The organism is Acidimicrobiia bacterium (genome assembly GCA_036396535.1).
Classification (GTDB): domain Bacteria; phylum Actinomycetota; class Acidimicrobiia; order Spongiisociales; family UBA5794; genus DASWKR01.
In genome coordinates this window covers 1-16,253 of the sequence record DASWKR010000030.1, presented here as the reverse complement: position 1 = coordinate 16,253, position 16,253 = coordinate 1, and the positions used below count along the sequence as shown (strand labels likewise).

Genomic DNA, 16,253 nt, shown 5'->3' with positions numbered 1-16,253 from the left:
GAAATGTCACAGCGACGCGTCGTCGTGACGGGCCTCGGGACCGTCAATCCGCTCGGGCGCACCGTCGACGAGCTCTGGAAGAACGTCGTCGACGGCGTCAACGGCGTCGGCGTGATCACCCAGTTCGACCCGACCGGCTTCGGGGTGCGCATCGCAGCGGAGGTGAAGGACTGGGACGCCGAGGCGTACATACCGCGCAAGGACGCTCGCCGCCTCGACCGCAACGCCCAGTTCTTCTGGGTGGCCACCCAACAGGCCCTGGCAGACGCCGGGATCGCCTACGCCGAGGACGATCCGGCAGCCGAGCGCGCCGGCGTGGTCGCCGGATCAGGGATCGGGGGGATCATCACCATGCAGGAGACGGTCGACGTCCTCCGGCAGCGAGGCCCGGACCGCGTCTCGCCGGTGGCGATCACGAAGATCATCTCGAACATGGCAGGTGGCGTGATCTCGATCGACTTCCACCTCTACGGACCCAACACGACCGCCGTCACCGCGTGCGCCGCTTCCGCCAACGCCATCGGGGACGCCGCCGAGATCATCAGGCGCAATGACGCAGATGTCATGGTCGCCGGAGGCACCGAGGCCGGGATCTGCGAGCTTGCCGTGGCCAGCTTCACCCAGGCAAAGGCCCTGTCGACGCGCAATGACGATCCGGCGAGCGCCAGCAGGCCATTCGACCTCGACCGCGACGGGTTCGTGATGGGCGAAGGCGCCGCGGCGCTCATCCTCGAGGAGCGGGATCACGCACTCGCCCGTGGCGCCACGATCCACGCCGAGGTGCTCGGCTACGGGATGTCGGCGGACGGGTACCACATCACGTTGCCTCGACCGGGCGGCGGGGGAGCGGCGCGGGCCATGCAGCACGCCCTCGAAGACGCATCGCTCGATCGCAGCGAGATCGACTATATCAATGCCCACGGCACGTCCACGCAAGCGAACGACTCGACGGAGACGTTCGCCATCAAGACGGTGTTCGGTGACGGGGCGTACTCGCTCCCGGTCTCGTCCACGAAGTCGATGACCGGCCACCTCCTCGGGGGTGCCGGAGCGCTCGAGGGGGTCATCAGCATCCTGGCGATCCGTGACGGGATCGTCCCGCCGACGATGAACTACGCGACGCCGGATCCGGATTGCGACCTCGACTACGTGCCGAACGAGGCGAGAGAGGCGCAGGTTCGCTACGTCATGTCGAACTCGTTCGGCTTCGGCGGCCACAACGTCTCCCTCGTCTTCGGGCCCGGCTGACCCGGCTGTCATTCGGACGGAGGGTTCCGCTCCTGGATGTCTGCCGCGACGTAGGCGACCACGCTGAGGGCCGTCGCAGCCAGGGCGACCAGGAACACCGTGAGCAGGAAGCGAGGGGTGCCCCTCCACAGTGTCCCGAACACGAAGATGCCGCTCAACAGCGTGAGCGGGCCGGCGATGGCGATGCCGATGGTCGCCAGGGAGCGCATCAGCTTCAGCCATTCTGTGCGGTCACTCATGGCTGCTCCTCCCCGTCGTCAGCCTCGCAGCCTGCCCCCGGCGGGGGCTTGCCCGCCACGCCCGCCTGCCGGTACTCGTCGAGCGAGGTGGCTGTGAGCGCCACGACCAGGCCGACCCCGACCATGGCGCCGATCGCGGTCACGGCCGCGGCAACCGTCTCGAGTCCGACGCACTCGTCCGGCAGGCAGAGGACATGGGCAATGCTCTTGCCGGCAAGAGCCCCGACGGCGCCGCCGACTGCAACAGCCAGGATGATCAGCCGTCTGACCTGCAGGGCGAGAGCTGCCGCGACCACGGCCAGCCCCGCCATGCCACCTCCGACCGAGAAAGCCGGGCTGCCCGAGTAGAGCCAGCCGGCGGCGGCGCCGAGGAGCGTCACCAAGCCGATGGCTGCTGCGTCGCCGCTGCGACCGGTCACTCGTCGCCGCCGATGGTGGCACCGCGGGGAGTTCCGCCGCGGGGTCGCGGCAGGCGGGCGTCTATCGGATCGATGGCGAGCCTGGCCTCCTTCGTCCATGCCAGGGCGACCAAGGCGAGCACGACACCCCCCAGCAAGATCGCCCCGCCCGGCGGAGAGACAGCCGCGGCGGGGACCGCCAGGATGGGGAGGGCGACGCGCAAACCCCACAGGCTCCACGATTGGGCCCGCGAGTACGCCCACGCCAGCAGCACACCGCCGCCGCCGAGGACACCGTGCCACACCTCGAGACGGGACGGCGAAGCGATCGCGACTACCGGCACGAGAGCCAGCGATCCGAGTGCGAGCACCATGGGCCGCGGGCCGGGGCCGTCGGCGGCCGGTCGCATCCGCAGCCATCCACGAGTCCACGGACCGAGGAGACCGGCTGCGCCCGAGCCGGCAAGGGCGGCGGCGGCGACGCTCCAAGGTCCCAGCTCGACGGCGACGGTGAGGCACAGCTCGGCGCCGGCGATGATCAGGCCGAGGATCTTCGCCCAGCGGCCCCGTGAGAGGCTCAGGCCCGCCGCGTCGACGAGCGTGAACACCACGAGGCCCGTCGCCAGCACGAGACCCGGCTCCTGCCCGAACGGTGACGGACCGCTCGCGAGATGAACGGTCCACGCGACCGACGCCAAGAAGAGCGCTGTGGCGATGAAGAGAGGCCCCCGAGGCATGGAGCGATTATCGCGGCGTCGCTGGACGCCCGGCCCGTGGTCCTCGCTACTGCTCCGGCCTCGTGTCGATCGAGCCCGGGATGCGGTTCAATCCGAGCTCGGCCGTGTATCGGTAGATGCCGGGAGGAACCGTGGAGAAGTCGAACTGGAACGTGTCGCCGGCGCCGAGCGGCTCGCTCTCGAATACGCCCGAGTCCGAGCGGATGACGTACTCGAAACGATCCTGGTCCTGGTGTCGCCACTCGATCACCGGGTTGACCGCCGGGTCGATCTCGACGATCGATGGCCGGAAGGCCCCGTTCTGGATGATGATGACGTAGACGCCTTCCGGCGGCGCCTCTGTGGTGCTCGTCGTTGTCGGAGGGCGCAGGTTGTCCGACGACGGGCCGCTGGCGCACGCTGCGGAGACCACGGCGAGCGCGAGCAGCATCACCAGCCATGTCCTGCGCAAGTTCGCCTCCTCCGGTCGCCCGGAGTCTATCCCCAAAGGTGCATCGGCCGCCTTGTGTCAGGAGCGAGGTGGAAACGGCTCACCCTGCTCGGGCTCCCAGTACGAGGTCTCCGGCCATGGGAGCGGACCTGCGGCGTCGACGGTCGTCACGGCAGCGTGGCGTGGCTTCTTGGCGTGAAAGTCGTCGAAGGCCCGGCCCGTGAGAGTGCGCCGGGCGGCCTCGACGGGATCCTGGTGCGACACGAGCACCACGTCTCCCTCGCTCGACAGGGCGTCGAACACGACGGCGGCCACGCGAAGAGCGAGCCGCCAGAGTGGCTCAGGGCTGAACGGAAGATCGTCCGGGTTCGAAATGTATGCCTCGATCTGGCCGGGTCGCAGCCTGGCCAGATCCTCCCAAGGGACCCCTGCCCACAGCGACGCGAGCTGCCATTCGGTGAGCCGCTCGTCGACGTCCACACGGAGGCCGTGGCGCCGCGCGATCGGCGCCGCCGTCTCGTCCGCCCGTTGCAGGGGGGAGCTGACCACACGGGCAACGGGCCGCGCCGCGAGCCAATCGGCGGCCTGCTCTGCCTGCGAGCGGCCGAGCTCGCTCAGCCCGAACCCCTCGAGCGAGGCGTACACGACGTGGGTCGGATTGTCGACCTCCCCGTGCCGGACGAGGTGGATGCGTTGCTGACCGGTCACGAGGGCGGGGAGCGTAGCAGTGGCCCCCGATGCCGGACGGCGGGGCCGGCTGGGGCGCACGAGCCGTTCGGCCCTACACGACGAGCAGGCATGCCTGTAGGCCGTGATCAGAACGGCGCGCGTCGCGCGCCTTCGGGCCTTCGAAGGGGAGGTACCCATGAGATCCAACAGAGGATGGGGCATCACGCTGCTCTTCCTCGCATTCGTACTGCTCGCCGGCGGGCTCCTCGCCCGGTTCGTGGTCTATCCGAGCCAGCTCAGGTTCCCCGCGGACGTCGACGTCACTCGGAACTACGAAGGCGCGCTCTCGGTGATGATGAACCCGGCAGCCGTTGCCACCGGCGACCTGGCGAACCTCTTCATGCGCGACGTGCCCGTGACGTTGAGCCGGACGGTCGAGACGCTCGAGGTCGGAGGCGACGACGGGGCGATCGTCCAGGAGACGGCGGCGATGAGCGGCCCGGCGGGCGTCATCATGGCGACCGTGGACGTGTACTCCATCGATCGTTCCTCCATGGAGGCGATCACCAACTTCAGCGACGACGCGCGGGTCATCGATCGTGATGGCCTTGTGATCGGCTGGCCAATCGGGACCGACAAGCAGGACTACGTCGGGTGGAACGGCGACACGCTCGAGCCGGTCGCCCTGGCGTACGCCGGCGAAGAGGCCCGCGGTGGCATCGACACGTATCGCTTCGAGGCGACCAGCGACCCGGGGCTCATCGTCGATCCCGAGATCCTCGGGACCCTGCCTGTGACGCTTCCCAAGGCCCTCCTCGCCGACGTGGCGGCAACGATCGGGCTCAGCGACGAGCAAGCAGCGCAGTTGGCGCAGCTTCTCCAGGTGCTCCCCGATGACGTGCCGATCGCCTACACGTATGCCTTCGAGAAGTCGTACTGGGTGGAGCCGGCGACCGGTGTGCTCGTCGACGTCGATGTCTCGGAGACCAGGGCTGCTGCCATCCAAGTGCCGGACGGGACCATCGTGCCCCTGACCGAGATCCAGCAGCTCGACTACACGAGCACGGCGACCTCGGTGCAGGAAGCCATCGATGACGCCAACGGCGCCATGTTCGGGATCCGCCTCCTCGGACAGCTCATCCCCGGCGTGGCGATCTTGCTCGGCGTCGTGGTCGCCTGGTTCGGCTTCCGCCTGTTCAGGCGTCCGGAAGAGGTCGCCTTCGACGTGCCGGCCCGGGAGAGGGAATCCCTCTCCGTCTGACCGGTTCGGTGGGCGCCGGCGGCCGCGTCGCCGGCGCCCCACGTTCACGATCTCGGCAGCGTGACGAATCTTGTCGCGCCAGCGCGGTACCGTGTCAGCGTGGACCGGTTCGTCGAGCGGTTCCTGCATGTCGACATGGACGCCTTCTACGTGGAGGTCGAGCGCCTCTACGATCTGTCGTTGCGCCATGTGCCAGTCGTCGTCGGTGGCCTCGGCGCCAGGGGAGTCGTCGCCGCGGCGAGCTACGAGGCTCGCACCTATGGCATCCACTCCGCGATGCCGATGGCCGAGGCGCGCAGGCGCCACCCGGGAGCCCGCTTCGTGCCTCCAAGCCATCGGCGCTACGGGGAGATGTCGGACAGGGTCTTCGCCATCCTGCGGTCCTTCACGCCGCTCGTTGAAGGGCTCTCGGTCGACGAGGCGTTTCTCGACGTGGCCGGGCTCCGCCTCCACTTCGGCAGCCCTGAGGAGGTCGGTCAGGCGATCAGGGCCCGCCTCCGCGGTGACCTCGGCATGCCCGCATCGGTCGGGATCGCAACCACGAAGTTCCTGGCCAAGCTCGGGAGTGAGGACGCCAAGCCGGACGGACTGGTGCTCGTGCCGACAGGGACGGAGCTCGACTACCTCCACCCGCTCTCCGTTCGTCGCCTGTGGGGGGTCGGCGAAGCGACCCACGCCGCGCTCGAGGGCCTTGCGATCGAGACGATCGGCGACCTGGCGGCGGTGCCGCTGCGGCTCCTCGAGGAGCGTCTCGGCAGGGCTCTGTCGCTGCACCTGTCGGCCCTCGCAGCGGGGCGCGACGACCGCGAGATCGTCGTGGGAGCGGCTTCCAGGTCTGTCTCGGTCGAGGAGACCTACGAGCACGACCTCGTCGATCGTGAGACGATCGAACGGGAGCTCCTGTCACTCTGCGGCCGGCTCTCAGGTCGGCTGCAGCGATCCGGGCATGCCGGTCGGACCGTGACGCTCAAGGTTCGGTTCGGCGACTTCACGACGGTGAGCCGATCCGTCACGGCTTCTGCCGCGATCGAGCACACGCCGGCACTGTGGGACGCCGCCCGGGCCCTGCTCGGGCGCGCCCGCCCCGCCGGGAGGGGTGTGCGTCTCCTCGGCATCGGAGTCTCCGGGCTGGAGGCCGGTGGCTCGCCACGCCAGCTCAGCCTCGAGAGCCCGCCGCGGGAGGCGGCCGCCGTCGCCGCCGAGGAGGTGCGGGCGCGTTTTGGCGACGAGGCCGTTGTCCCGGCGCGCCTCGCCCAGGCGCCTCGCCGACCGGCATCGCGCGAAGATGCCAGGGAGTGATTCGGCGTGGCGCCGGTATACTCCGCGGGCAAGGTTCGTCATCGGAAGGCCAGCAAATGCCGCTGAACGAGCGAGAGCAGCGCATCCTCGAAGAGATCGAGCGTCAGTTCTACGAGGAGGATCCGAAGCTCGCCCAAACTGTGGCCAGGACGACGCTCGAGTCGGTCGGTCGCAAGTGGCAGCGACTCGCCATCGTCGGCCTCGTCGTCGGCTTCGTGGTGATGCTTGCGTTCCTCACCGTGTCGACCGTCGCCGCGCTGGCCGGCTTCGTCATCATGGTCGCCTCGGTCGGATGGCTGACGATGAACGTGCGCAGAAAGCGCAGCGACACTCCAGCACCCCTCAACGCGTGGGTCACGCGGGCCAGGCAGAGGTGGCGGCGCGACGGCTAGAGTGGCCGCCCACTGCGACCCGACCGGTCGCTCACGAAGGGTGGGAAGTGCGGTACATCGAGCCTCACCGTGCTTCTGTGAAGGGACCTGGGCTTGACACATTGGGAGGAGTGTTGGAAGAGTTCACTGCGCAGCAGGCATCGCAACTGACCTCATGCACTGCGCATCAGCTCCGGTACTGGGACAAGGTGAGGCTGGTTCAACCATCGATCCAGTCGACGGGGGGGCGTCCCGGGAGAAGACGCCTCTACTCGTTTCGTGACCTCGTCGCACTGCGCGTCGTGAAGAGCCTCCTCGACAACGGGATGTCAGTGCAGCGTGTCAGGAGGGCGTGGGATTACCTGCGCCGGACGGCCGACATGGACAGCCACCTCGCCGAAGTACGTCTCATCACGGACGGCAAGACGATCTTCCGGATCGCAGCCAACGAGGAGGAGTTCCTCGACGCGCTGCGACAGGGCCAGCTCGCCTTCTTCGTGGCGATCAACGAGATCGCCAAAAGCGTGGAGGATGACGTCAGCCGGTTCGAGCTCGACAGGGAGCGCTTCCTCGAGATGCTCCGCCGCGTCGAGGACGATGTCAGCACCGAGCGCGAAGAGACCGGCTGAGCGTCTGCCCGCTCAGGCTCCGCCATTCCCGTTGCGGTAGCCGTTCCCGTTCGTGCCGTTGCGGAGACGCTTGATCCAAGCCGGGAGCACCGTCCCCGGGCTGTACATGGCCCGCAGCCGCCGCGGCGTCGAGTAGCGGGTGCGCAGGACGTCGGAAGTTCTCGCCAGCGACTGGGTCGCCGTCTCGACGTGGCCAGAGTTGAGCCCACCCGACCTCCCGTACACGGCCCTGCAGTACACGGTCGCCAGCGGGACCATCACCGGGTCGACCGTGGCGGCCACCTCGTTGGGCGTCGACGTCGGGTTGGGCGCCTCGCCGAGGTCGCTCAGTCGATCGACGATGTCCTCCCAGGCCGCGCCGATGTCGCCGCTGCGGAGACGCTCGAGACGCCGGCGCCGTATCCACCACTTGATGGCCGGGAGGGTTCCGAACCCAAGCAGAATCACTCCGAGGACGGTCGCCGCCTCGTTCCACCACGCCGGGAGGCGCAACCCGCTGCCGGGCGCGGCGTCGCCCGACCCGAGGAAGTCGGGGAACTCGTCCTCGGCGAGCTCAGGGAATCGGTTCGGGAGACCGCCGGCAGGCGTGATGTCGGGGTCGGGGACGTCGAGGTAGTCGCGGAGGTCGAACCCGAGCCTGTCCTCGACCACCTCGAACGTCTGCGGCGTATCGGCGGCGCCGCGCGGAGTCGGGTCGAACCGCACCCAGCCCTGGGTCGGCATCCACAGCTCGACCCAGGCGTGGGCGTTGCGGTCGCGCACGACGACGGTGTCTATCGAGCCGGGGATCAGGTCGCCCGGCGTGAAGCCGAGCACCACGCGACTCGGGATGTCGAGCGTGCGCGCCATGACAGCCATGGCGGTTGCGAAGTTCTCGCAGTACCCGGCGTGGAAGTTCGGGCTCTCCTCGTCGAGCAGCCAGGCAGCGAGGTCGGTGGCGCCGTGCCCCGGGGCGATGTCCGTCGTGTAGCGGAACGCTCGCGAGTGGAACCACGCCTCGAGAGCGAGCCCCCGCTCGAAGTCGGTGCGCAGGTTCCTCGTCTGTTCACGAGCCAGGCCCTCGATGTCCGGGTCGATGTCCTCCGGAACCGCCAAGTAGCGGTCGGCGTTCGGCGGCAGCTCACGGAGGGCTGGAGGCTCGCGCAATGCAGGGACTGGCTCGTCGGCGTCGGCGGCCAGCTGGAACGTGGGCGAGAGCGCACCGCTCTCGAGCGCCGCGAGCACGCCCAGGTCCGGGTCGGGCACCGCAGACTCCACCGTGTACTGGAAGCCACGGAAGGTGGTTCCGCCGTCGAAGATGATCGAGGCGTCGGCCGGCCGGGCCCGGAGGCGCTCGACGATCCTGTCGTCGGTCGTGAGGCTGCGCGGCGCGTACGCCGACGGCAGCCACTCCTGGAGCAGCCGGTCGATCGTCACGTCCGCCGTCACCGAGAGTGTCGGTCCCGAGAACGCCTGCCCCTCCGCCTCGTACGACTCGACGTCCACGAGCAGCGGCGCAGCCTCACGCTCCACGTTGGCGAAGAACTGGCCGCCGTTGTACGTCTCCATCGACGTGAGCCTGAAATAGAGCTGGTCCGGTGGGACGTCGCCATTGATCGTGGCCACGAACACGGGGGTGTCGGACGGGGTGATGAGGCTCTGATGAATGCCGATGAAGGCGTTGTATGACACGCCCCCGAAGATGTCTCCGGCGATGCCGGTGCTGGTGCGCCACGTCATGACGCCGTCCCGGGGGACGCTGTCCTGGAACATGCCGACGGCTCCGACTGAACCGACAACGGTCAGCGCCATGAGGGCGGTCGCGGAAGGCGCCAACCGGTTGCGCCGCGACGGGTACTCGCCCCTGCGTGCCATCCGCCCGGCCGTGAGGTCCCGCTCGTCGGCGTTGACGGAGAAGATCGCCGCGGCGACGACCGCAACGAAGATCGTGATGCGGATGATCCCGGAGGGGGCACGATCCATCGTGGCGAACTGCAGCGACAGCACGAGCGGAGGGATGACCCCGACGTAGGGGTGGCCCGTCGTGAGGCCCCACGCCATCAGAGCGCCGACGATCCAGAAAACGGCGGTGACGATCACCACGATCCCGGTGAGCGGCACCACCGGCTCGATGCCGTTGCGGATCAACTGGAAGGCGAACTGGAGCTGGTCGCCGAGCGCCACGAAGCTGGCCCTGGTGGGGAACAGCAGCACCGTGGTCTCGGGGGCGGCGATCCTCATGAGGGCGATCAGCAGTGCAGCCAGATTGATCACGGCGATCCACGCCAGGCGGAGGCGGTAGGTGACAGCGGTCCAGGTGATGATGATCCCGAGCGCAACCGCCGAGACGACGATGAACTGCCACGCCGGACCCGTCGTGGTGGGTTGCAGCAACCCGTTGAGGAGGTAGAAGGCGAACGCGAGAGCGGTGAAGGCCGCTAGCCAGCTGTAGCGGTAGACCATGATCTCTCCATCGCCTCTCTCCACGCCGGCGCCCACCGGGAGCCCGGCGCCGTGAGCACCGTGATGACGCCTGCCCGCTGGAACTGAAGTATCGCCTCGTTCTGCCGCTGTGCAACCGCCATGACGATCGTGCGCAAGAAGTCGCGGCCGAGCAGCCGGTAGACGGCGAGCTCCGCATCGTCGGGGGCTCCGCTCACCATCACGAGCGCTCCGCCGCTGAGACCGGTGCGGCGCATCCTGGCCACCATCGTCCGGAGGTCGATGGCCTGCGTCGTCTGGACGACGGCCAGCTCCTCCATCGCCATCCCGTACGCCTCGGTTGACGCGACGTTGGTGGCTCCGGTCGATCCCGTCCACAGGGTGGGGGAGAACCCGTTCTGGTAGAGGTGCCTGACGGCGGATGCCGCTCCGCGCACGGCGTGCTCGAATGCATCGGCGGTCGGGTAGCTCGAGGTTCGGGGGTCGAGCAGCACCAGTGCCCTGCTCTGCCATGGCATCTCGAGCTGTCGGATCATCAGCTCGTCTCGTTTGGCCGAGGACGGCCAGTGGACCCTGCGCAGGTCGTCTCCTCGCTGGTACTCGCGCAGCGTGAAGAAGTCCTCACCGCCCATCTGCGAGAAGTTCGCTCGCGACGTGCTCATGTTCGGATCCTGACCCCGCACGAGAGGTAGCCCGTCGAGGTTCTCGACGGCGGGGTACACGACGAGTCGGTCGGTCCTGCCAGAGGGGCCTCCCGACTCGGTGAGCCCGAGCGGGTCCCCTACCCGTACGTTGGCCGGTCCGACCTTGTACACGCCGCGAGGGCGGCACAGCACCTCGTACCTGGCGATCATCGGGACGTTCGCCTCGACTCGTCCCGCGACGAAGTTGGCGGCGCCGAGGCCGTGCACGACGTCCTCGACCTGGGCCTCGTGCAGCGACCGGTTCGAGGCAATGGTGATCTCGACGACGGCCCTGTCGCCGTCGTGGAGCTGGGTGGGCGTGATGCGCCTCGCGGTGTGCACCCGTGGGGCCCGCCTCCTCACGTACCAAGTGCCCAGCGCCACCGCCAGGAGGAGAAACGCCGCGACGGCGAAGAGGAGCTCCTCGCCGAAGGCGACCCACAGTGTTCCGAGCGCAAGTGCGGCGCCGAGTGCCGCCCAACCTCGGATGGTCGGCACGTCAGCCGGCGACTTTCGTGCCGGGCACCGCGACACCCTGCCCGATGCCCTCGACGATGTCCGCCATCGTGACGCCTCGCATCTGCGCCTCCGGCCTCAGGATGAGCCGGTGGTTGAGGACGGGGTGGAGGATCTCCTTGACATCGTCGGGGGAGACGTAGTCGCGGTTGCGCGTGGCTGCCAGCGTCCTCGTTCCGCGCTGGAGGTAGAGCGTCGCCCTAGGCGACGCTCCGAGCAGTAGGTCGGGATCGTGCCTCGAGCTCTCAGCGAGGTCGACGAGGTAGCCTTTGATGACGTCTGCGACGTGGACCCTGCGGGCGATCTCGACCATCTGCACGACGTCGTTGGCGTCGATGACGGGCTCCAGGTCGTCGAACGTCGAGTGCATGCCGTGCGTGTCGAGCATCTCGAGCTCCTTGTCGCGCGACGGGTATCCCATCGTGATGCGCATCATGAAGCGATCGAGCTGTGCCTCAGGCAGCGGGTAGGTGCCCTCGTGTTCGATCGGGTTCTGGGTTGCGACGACGATGAAGGGCGGGCCGAGGGGCCGGGTCACGGCGTCGACGGTCACCTGGCGCTCTTCCATGGCCTCGAGGAGGGCTGCCTGGGTCTTGGGGCTTGCCCGGTTGATCTCGTCTCCGAGTACCACGTTGGCGAACACCGGGCCGGGGCGGAACACGAAGTTCGAGGTGTCGCGGTCCCACACCGACACGCCCGTCACGTCGGACGGCAGCAGGTCTGGTGTGAATTGGATCCGCTGAAAGCTGCAGTCGATCGACCGGGCGAGCGACTTGGCGAGCAGGGTCTTGCCGACCCCGGGGACGTCTTCGATGAGGGCGTGGCCGCCGGAGAGCATGCAGATCATGAGCAGCTGGATGGACTCCCGCTTGCCCTGGATGACCTTCTCGATGTTGTCCGTGATCGCGTCGAATTTCCGCGCGAACCACTGAAGGTCATCGGTCGTGACCGTCACGTCTGCTCCTTCCTCCGGCAGCCCGAGCAGGTTATCAGCGGGTGGAGGCAACTCCCATCCCGCCCCGGGTCGAGAACGTCGACAGGTTACGATTCGTTCCGATGTATGACGCCCGCGCACTCTCGGCAGTCGCTAAGCACCCTTCGTTGTGGCTGGAGGCGATGCGAGCGCTTCTCGCGGTCGCTCCGGACGGCTGGTGGAGGCGCCGGCGGCGTTTTGGCCCAGAGCCCGGCTACCTGGCGTGGCGCCTCCTGACCGCCTACGCGTCGTCGACGGCTGCGATCGATCCCGACGACGTCGTGACCTATCTCCGTTGGCGTCGCAGGCAACGGGCATGAACGACTGGGAGCACGCCATGGTCGACTCGCTCCGCTCGGACCTCCTCTCGATCGAAGGAATCGCCAGTGCCGAGCTCGACGGCGACGATGAGTCGCCTGCAGGAGTCAAGGTTCGGCTGACGGCCGGCGCCGACGCACAGGTCGTCGGCCGTGAGGTTCGCCGCGTGCTGGCCAGGCACGGCATGACATCTCAGATGCCGGCGGCCGACGAGTTCGCCGCCGGGCCGCCGCCGCCGCCGGGTGCTCCGGTGCTGCTGCTACCCAGCGTGCAGACGACGACGTCGGATCGCGAGGGCGTCACCGTCGATCTGCGCTCCGAAGGCGTCGCCGTCGACCGCCCCGATGACGACGAGTCGGAGCACGATGGAGCGGAGTCCGGGCTTGCGAGCATCGCCGTCGAGGAGGGACGCAACGGCGTGACGGTGCGCGTGAACGGCAACGGCAGGATCGCCAGCCGTCGCGCTCGTGCCAGTGGCACCGGTCTCGACGAGGCGATCGTCTCTGCGGTGGGTGAGATCCTCGTCGAGTCGAGCACTCCGCCGCTGCTCGTCAAGGCGCTCAGCGAGACGATCGAAGGGACGCAGATCGTCACCGTGCTCGTCGAGGTCGGCGACGGGGCTCGTCGAGCCGGGTCTGCGGTCCTCGAGGGGGGACGTGCATACGCGGTCGCCAGGGCGGTGTGGGTGGCGCTCAGCGAGCGGGTCTGACCCGGCCCGGCATCTCCATCGGCTCGCCCATCGGCGGGATCAACTCGATCACGATGTCGGCGCCTTCGTCTTCCTCTTCCTCGGGGAGCGGGACATCCACGGCATGCGCCTCGACGACGATGTCGCCGACGAGCCCTAGATGCACGGAGGCTTTGGCGAGCACGTCACGCACGATCGTCCTGAGCTGCTCCGGCGGGTGGTCGCTGAGAGCGTCGACGTCGTCCTCGTTCGTGGACATGATCACCACGTCGCGCGACCGCAGGTCCCAAAGCATCACTTCCTGGGTCACCTTGTCGGCCGACAGGATCGCGAGGTCCGGGACGACGACGCCGTCGGCCTCGCCTGCCTCGATGATCCCGATGAGGGCGCGAAACCCGTGCCTGCCGAGGGCGTGGCCGGGCGTGCGCACGTCCTGGCATATCGCCACGAGCTGATGGCCTGCTTCGGCTACCCAGCGGCGCACCTTCTCAGCCTGGGCGAACGCAGGCTCCACCTCGGAAGGTCCCGAGGCGTCCCGGACGTATCCGACTACACGCACGAAGCTGCTCCCGTCGTTCTTCGGGCTCCTCAAGTGTCGCATCGGCGCCGCACAGGGTCAATGACCAGGGGGGATAAAGGTGATGCCCGAACCCGGACACGTCACGAGCCAGGTGGAGCACGAACACGAAGTGTGACGGGCGCCCGCTCCGGGAGGTGACCCAGCGCTCCCCGCCCGCTCATGTCAGCCCGATCGGCCGACAGGGGGGGAACTTGTCATATCATCGTTGAATGACCGAGAGCACAGGCGAGACCGAGTCTGCGACCGGTGCCAGGCTGCGGCGGTTCGCGGCCATCGTTGTGGTGCTCGTCGGCCTCGGTGTCGTAGTTAGCGGAGCTGTCCCGGCATGCGAAGAGAACGCACTGGTCGTCGGCACCAGCGTCGAGGTTGTCGAGACGTGTCGTGACGTGTCCCTCACTGATGGACGATTGGTTGTCTGGGCCCTCATTGGCGTGGCGTTCGTGTGGCCTGACATTTCGGAATTGACGGTTGGGTCAGTATCGGTGAAGAGGCGACTCGCCCGAACAGAAAGCGAGCAGCGGGCAATCAAGAGCGAAGTCGAAGGTTTGCATCAGCTGGTCCAGCTACAAGCAAATCAGAGCATCGTGGTCCGAGTAGAGCCGAGATATGTCAACCCGGACAATCCAATCGTGATCGCGGAGCTACAGAGGGCGGGCGTCGAGGCTAGACACGCGGAGGTGGCGGCGGAGGTCACCGACACCGAGACAGCGATGCAGCTCCTCAGGGTTCACGAACGCATTTCAACGTTCGACACTCGATACCGACGCATCTCGGAATCGACGTCAGTCATCGGTGACGGCGGCCTCGAGGTATTCGAGTCCGAGCCGTGGTTCACCGATGTGGCACAAAGATGGCCGGAGGCGATCGGACTGGGGGCAGCGATGCTGGCTGAGCAGGCCCGCGCCTTCACCCACAACTTCCCCGATACGCTCGACAGCGTCAGAGCAGTGCGCAATACAGTCGCCCACGGCGGAGTCGTGTCCTCCGATGACCTAGCCAAGACGTTTAGCCTCGCGCTCGCCCTGGAGGAGTTCTTGCTCGACCGCTTTCGGCTTTGGAGGACCCTCAACGTTGGCACTACTGACATAGGGCCTCGCCTGGGTTAGGGCACGGCGAGCGCTACTTGTCGTCGCCGTGTCGCCCGGCCGCGGGTGGACCATCAAGATTCTGGCGATCTCGCCTGGCTCGTCCTTAGGGTGTCTTCTACATGATGATCTCTTCGAACCGATCCTTGAGCAGCCCATCGATCCGCGTTGCAGACCCTGTCGCTGCCTCAGTCGCAAGGTCCGTCAAGGCAGCGTCGCCGAGACCGAGAATCCAGCCACGACCATCAGATGCCGTATCCCGGCAGCGCTTGACGAACAAGCCACGGTCTTCAAAGGAGCGGCACACGAGCAAGCCAACACGACCCCGACTCGAAGAGAAGCGTCCGGCCAACTGATCCAGCTCAGGATTGCCGATGTCGGTGTTGTAGTTCTTGCATTCAACGAAGATGTGAGAGTCGTTTACGTCCTTCGTGTATCTCATGCTCAAGGCGAGGGTGAGACAACGCCGGGTAAAAGAGCGCCTTCAGCAGTGCGAAGACTGCGCGGTGGTAGCGACTCGCGTCCTGAGTCCCCGGACTGCAATCGGTGAGGTCTCCTAGAAGATCGGCCCAATCGGGACCATCCGTCGCCGTTTCGGTCGCGATGTCCTCGTGTGTCATTGGGGGCTGAGGCTTCCGACGCTTGGACTGTCGATACCGGTCGAGAACCTCGGGGTGGTTCCGGGTTTCCCGGACGATCGTGCCCTTACCGGAGCCGTACTTCGCTTCGACGTCTTTCTTGGTCACCCGTCGACGTCCGTTCTTTAGCAGCTGCACAAGCTCGCTATTGGCTGTTAGCTCGACGTCCTGCAGATGAGGTATCAAGTAGTAGCGGTAGTACTCATCAACCTTGTAGTCCATGTGCTGCCGCACAATGACTTTCGGGACGAGCAGCAGCTTGCCGGTCGACGTAATGGGAAGCTGAGTGAATTCCGAGATCCACGTTCCCGCAACGGCATCCCAGATCGGACCTGACTCGACGCCTTGCTGAATGGGTATTCCGTGGATAGTCGCCATCGCCTGGGTATAGTCAATCAACGGTCCGCGGATGAGGTTTGTAGTTATGTCGGACACGACATCCTCGGCCACGCCGGGAACCATGAGAATGGAGTCTTCAAGATCCTCAAGAAGGCCGCTCTTCACCGCTTCACTATCACGAAGTGCCTCCGAGACCTTCCGCACCGACGTTGGCCCGAGCGCCCGGCCGCGGGCTTCTTCACGTGATAGGCCCAAGTGCGTCTCGTTGGGTTCGCGGAGCTGGAGCAGTAGGTCGCGGGCCCTCGTGTCATTGCCGTTCCGAATGTCCGTCAACACACGACGGAAGAAGTCCTGAATGAGATAGACGCAATGATCCCCCCAGGCTGAAGGTAGGAGACGTAGAGCACCGGGGTCCACAAAGACGCGAGTGTCGCCAAGAATGTCAACGTCGACGAAGTCCAATGATGGCTGGGTCTCGTCCAGTTGGTAATACTGCGATACCCTCACATCACCGCCTTGTCAGGCTACCGTAATGCCAGCGGTACACGGCGACAGGACTGAGATGCGCCACGGCGTTAGCCAAGATACTCGTCCAGGAAGGACCTCGTGTCTTCTATCATCTGAGCGACTTCCTCGGCGGAATAATCATCGAAGTGTCCATGGTCAGCGGAGTCCCTCAGTGCTCCCCACCGTTGGACACGCTTGTGAGCGATCTTGTTGTAGACATCTGC

Annotated in this window: 19 protein-coding genes; 8 read left to right on the top strand and 11 right to left on the bottom strand. The window is 67.0% G+C overall.

What is annotated here, in order from left to right:
• Window positions 1–3: 3 nt before the first annotated feature.
• On the top strand, window positions 4–1,248 hold the full coding sequence (gene fabF / locus VGC47_04795; protein ID HEX9854611.1) for a beta-ketoacyl-ACP synthase II: 1,245 nt from the start codon (window positions 4–6) through the stop codon (window positions 1,246–1,248).
• A gap of 8 nt (window positions 1,249–1,256) precedes the next feature.
• On the opposite strand, the gene VGC47_04790 is transcribed toward fabF, so the two are convergent.
• From VGC47_04790 to VGC47_04770, 5 genes are read right to left on the bottom strand one after another with little or no spacing between them, the layout of a single operon-like run.
• Window positions 1,257–1,487, bottom strand: a complete 231-nt coding sequence (locus VGC47_04790; GenBank protein ID HEX9854610.1) for a hypothetical protein — start codon at window positions 1,485–1,487, stop codon at window positions 1,257–1,259.
• Complete coding sequence (locus tag VGC47_04785; protein ID HEX9854609.1) at window positions 1,484–1,906, bottom strand: hypothetical protein; 423 nt, start codon at window positions 1,904–1,906, stop codon at window positions 1,484–1,486. Before VGC47_04785 ends, VGC47_04790 begins: the two co-directional genes overlap by 4 nt.
• On the bottom strand, window positions 1,903–2,622 hold the full coding sequence (locus tag VGC47_04780; GenBank protein ID HEX9854608.1) for a hypothetical protein: 720 nt from the start codon (window positions 2,620–2,622) through the stop codon (window positions 1,903–1,905). Before VGC47_04780 ends, VGC47_04785 begins: the two co-directional genes overlap by 4 nt.
• Before the next feature lie 46 nt (window positions 2,623–2,668).
• Entirely contained in the window at window positions 2,669–3,073 is a 405-nt protein-coding gene (locus VGC47_04775) for a hypothetical protein (protein HEX9854607.1), read from the bottom strand.
• Between the two features lie 57 nt (window positions 3,074–3,130).
• Window positions 3,131–3,760: a histidine phosphatase family protein gene (locus VGC47_04770; protein HEX9854606.1), complete on the bottom strand. Its 630-nt coding sequence runs from the start codon at window positions 3,758–3,760 to the stop codon at window positions 3,131–3,133.
• Window positions 3,761–3,917: 157 nt separating this feature from the next.
• Between VGC47_04770 and VGC47_04765 the strand changes: the two genes are divergently transcribed.
• The 4 genes from VGC47_04765 (at window position 3,918) to VGC47_04750 (ending at window position 7,281) form a co-directional block, all read left to right on the top strand.
• A complete protein-coding gene (locus tag VGC47_04765) occupies window positions 3,918–4,982 on the top strand; it encodes a porin PorA family protein (GenBank protein HEX9854605.1) in 1,065 nt (354 codons plus the stop codon).
• 99 nt (window positions 4,983–5,081) lie between these two features.
• Window positions 5,082–6,281: a DNA polymerase IV gene (gene dinB, locus VGC47_04760; protein HEX9854604.1), complete on the top strand. Its 1,200-nt coding sequence runs from the start codon at window positions 5,082–5,084 to the stop codon at window positions 6,279–6,281.
• A 56-nt stretch (window positions 6,282–6,337) separates the two neighbouring features.
• Entirely contained in the window at window positions 6,338–6,673 is a 336-nt protein-coding gene (locus VGC47_04755) for a DUF3040 domain-containing protein (GenBank protein ID HEX9854603.1), read from the top strand.
• A gap of 113 nt (window positions 6,674–6,786) precedes the next feature.
• Window positions 6,787–7,281 (top strand): MerR family transcriptional regulator, encoded by a 495-nt coding sequence (locus VGC47_04750; protein HEX9854602.1) that lies wholly within the window; start codon window positions 6,787–6,789, stop codon window positions 7,279–7,281.
• Window positions 7,282–7,293: 12 nt separating this feature from the next.
• On the opposite strand, the gene VGC47_04745 is transcribed toward VGC47_04750, so the two are convergent.
• The 3 genes from VGC47_04745 to VGC47_04735 are packed head-to-tail and all read right to left on the bottom strand — an operon-like array spanning window position 7,294 to window position 11,856.
• The gene (locus VGC47_04745; GenBank protein ID HEX9854601.1) at window positions 7,294–9,723 is read right to left on the bottom strand and encodes a transglutaminaseTgpA domain-containing protein; all 2,430 of its coding nucleotides are present in this window, start codon (window positions 9,721–9,723) and stop codon (window positions 7,294–7,296) included.
• The gene (locus tag VGC47_04740) at window positions 9,699–10,883 is read right to left on the bottom strand and encodes a DUF58 domain-containing protein (GenBank protein ID HEX9854600.1); all 1,185 of its coding nucleotides are present in this window, start codon (window positions 10,881–10,883) and stop codon (window positions 9,699–9,701) included. The genes VGC47_04745 and VGC47_04740 overlap by 25 nt, the downstream gene beginning before the upstream one ends.
• 1 nt (window position 10,884) lies before the next feature.
• The gene (locus VGC47_04735; GenBank protein ID HEX9854599.1) at window positions 10,885–11,856 is read right to left on the bottom strand and encodes a MoxR family ATPase; all 972 of its coding nucleotides are present in this window, start codon (window positions 11,854–11,856) and stop codon (window positions 10,885–10,887) included.
• Between the two features lie 101 nt (window positions 11,857–11,957).
• Here VGC47_04735 and VGC47_04730 point away from each other — a divergent pair, with 101 nt between their 5' ends.
• Window positions 11,958–12,194: a hypothetical protein gene (locus tag VGC47_04730; protein ID HEX9854598.1), complete on the top strand. Its 237-nt coding sequence runs from the start codon at window positions 11,958–11,960 to the stop codon at window positions 12,192–12,194.
• Window positions 12,191–12,901, top strand: coding sequence for a hypothetical protein (locus VGC47_04725; protein HEX9854597.1), 711 nt, complete (start codon window positions 12,191–12,193; stop codon window positions 12,899–12,901). The genes VGC47_04730 and VGC47_04725 overlap by 4 nt, the downstream gene beginning before the upstream one ends.
• Here VGC47_04725 and VGC47_04720 read toward each other — a convergent pair.
• Entirely contained in the window at window positions 12,885–13,481 is a 597-nt protein-coding gene (locus VGC47_04720; GenBank protein HEX9854596.1) for a recombinase family protein, read from the bottom strand. The two genes, VGC47_04725 and VGC47_04720, sit on opposite strands and share 17 nt — an antisense overlap.
• A gap of 188 nt (window positions 13,482–13,669) precedes the next feature.
• On the opposite strand from VGC47_04720, the gene VGC47_04715 reads away from it, so the two are divergent.
• Entirely contained in the window at window positions 13,670–14,566 is an 897-nt protein-coding gene (locus VGC47_04715; protein ID HEX9854595.1) for a hypothetical protein, read from the top strand.
• Between the two features lie 97 nt (window positions 14,567–14,663).
• Here the strand turns inward: VGC47_04715 and VGC47_04710 are convergent, their stop codons facing one another.
• The gene (locus VGC47_04710; protein ID HEX9854594.1) at window positions 14,664–14,987 is read right to left on the bottom strand and encodes a hypothetical protein; all 324 of its coding nucleotides are present in this window, start codon (window positions 14,985–14,987) and stop codon (window positions 14,664–14,666) included.
• A complete protein-coding gene (locus tag VGC47_04705; protein ID HEX9854593.1) occupies window positions 14,944–15,984 on the bottom strand; it encodes a hypothetical protein in 1,041 nt (346 codons plus the stop codon). Before VGC47_04705 ends, VGC47_04710 begins: the two co-directional genes overlap by 44 nt.
• Window positions 15,985–16,253: the final 269 nt, after the last annotated feature.

Excerpts from the sequence above, each read along its gene's own strand:
- fabF (HEX9854611.1), top strand. The coding sequence starts at position 4 with ATGTCACAGCGACGCGTCGTCGTGACGGGCCTCGGGACCGTCAATCCG.
- VGC47_04790 (HEX9854610.1), bottom strand. The coding sequence starts at position 1,487 with ATGAGTGACCGCACAGAATGGCTGAAGCTGATGCGCTCCCTGGCGACC.
- VGC47_04780 (HEX9854608.1), bottom strand. The coding sequence starts at position 2,622 with ATGCCTCGGGGGCCTCTCTTCATCGCCACAGCGCTCTTCTTGGCGTCG.
- VGC47_04765 (HEX9854605.1), top strand. The coding sequence starts at position 3,918 with ATGAGATCCAACAGAGGATGGGGCATCACGCTGCTCTTCCTCGCATTC.
- VGC47_04755 (HEX9854603.1), top strand. The coding sequence starts at position 6,338 with ATGCCGCTGAACGAGCGAGAGCAGCGCATCCTCGAAGAGATCGAGCGT.
- VGC47_04745 (HEX9854601.1), bottom strand. The coding sequence starts at position 9,723 with ATGGTCTACCGCTACAGCTGGCTAGCGGCCTTCACCGCTCTCGCGTTC.
- VGC47_04730 (HEX9854598.1), top strand. The coding sequence starts at position 11,958 with ATGTATGACGCCCGCGCACTCTCGGCAGTCGCTAAGCACCCTTCGTTG.
- VGC47_04725 (HEX9854597.1), top strand. The coding sequence starts at position 12,191 with ATGAACGACTGGGAGCACGCCATGGTCGACTCGCTCCGCTCGGACCTC.
- VGC47_04720 (HEX9854596.1), bottom strand. The coding sequence starts at position 13,481 with ATGCGACACTTGAGGAGCCCGAAGAACGACGGGAGCAGCTTCGTGCGT.
- VGC47_04715 (HEX9854595.1), top strand. The coding sequence starts at position 13,670 with ATGACCGAGAGCACAGGCGAGACCGAGTCTGCGACCGGTGCCAGGCTG.
- VGC47_04710 (HEX9854594.1), bottom strand. The coding sequence starts at position 14,987 with ATGAGATACACGAAGGACGTAAACGACTCTCACATCTTCGTTGAATGC.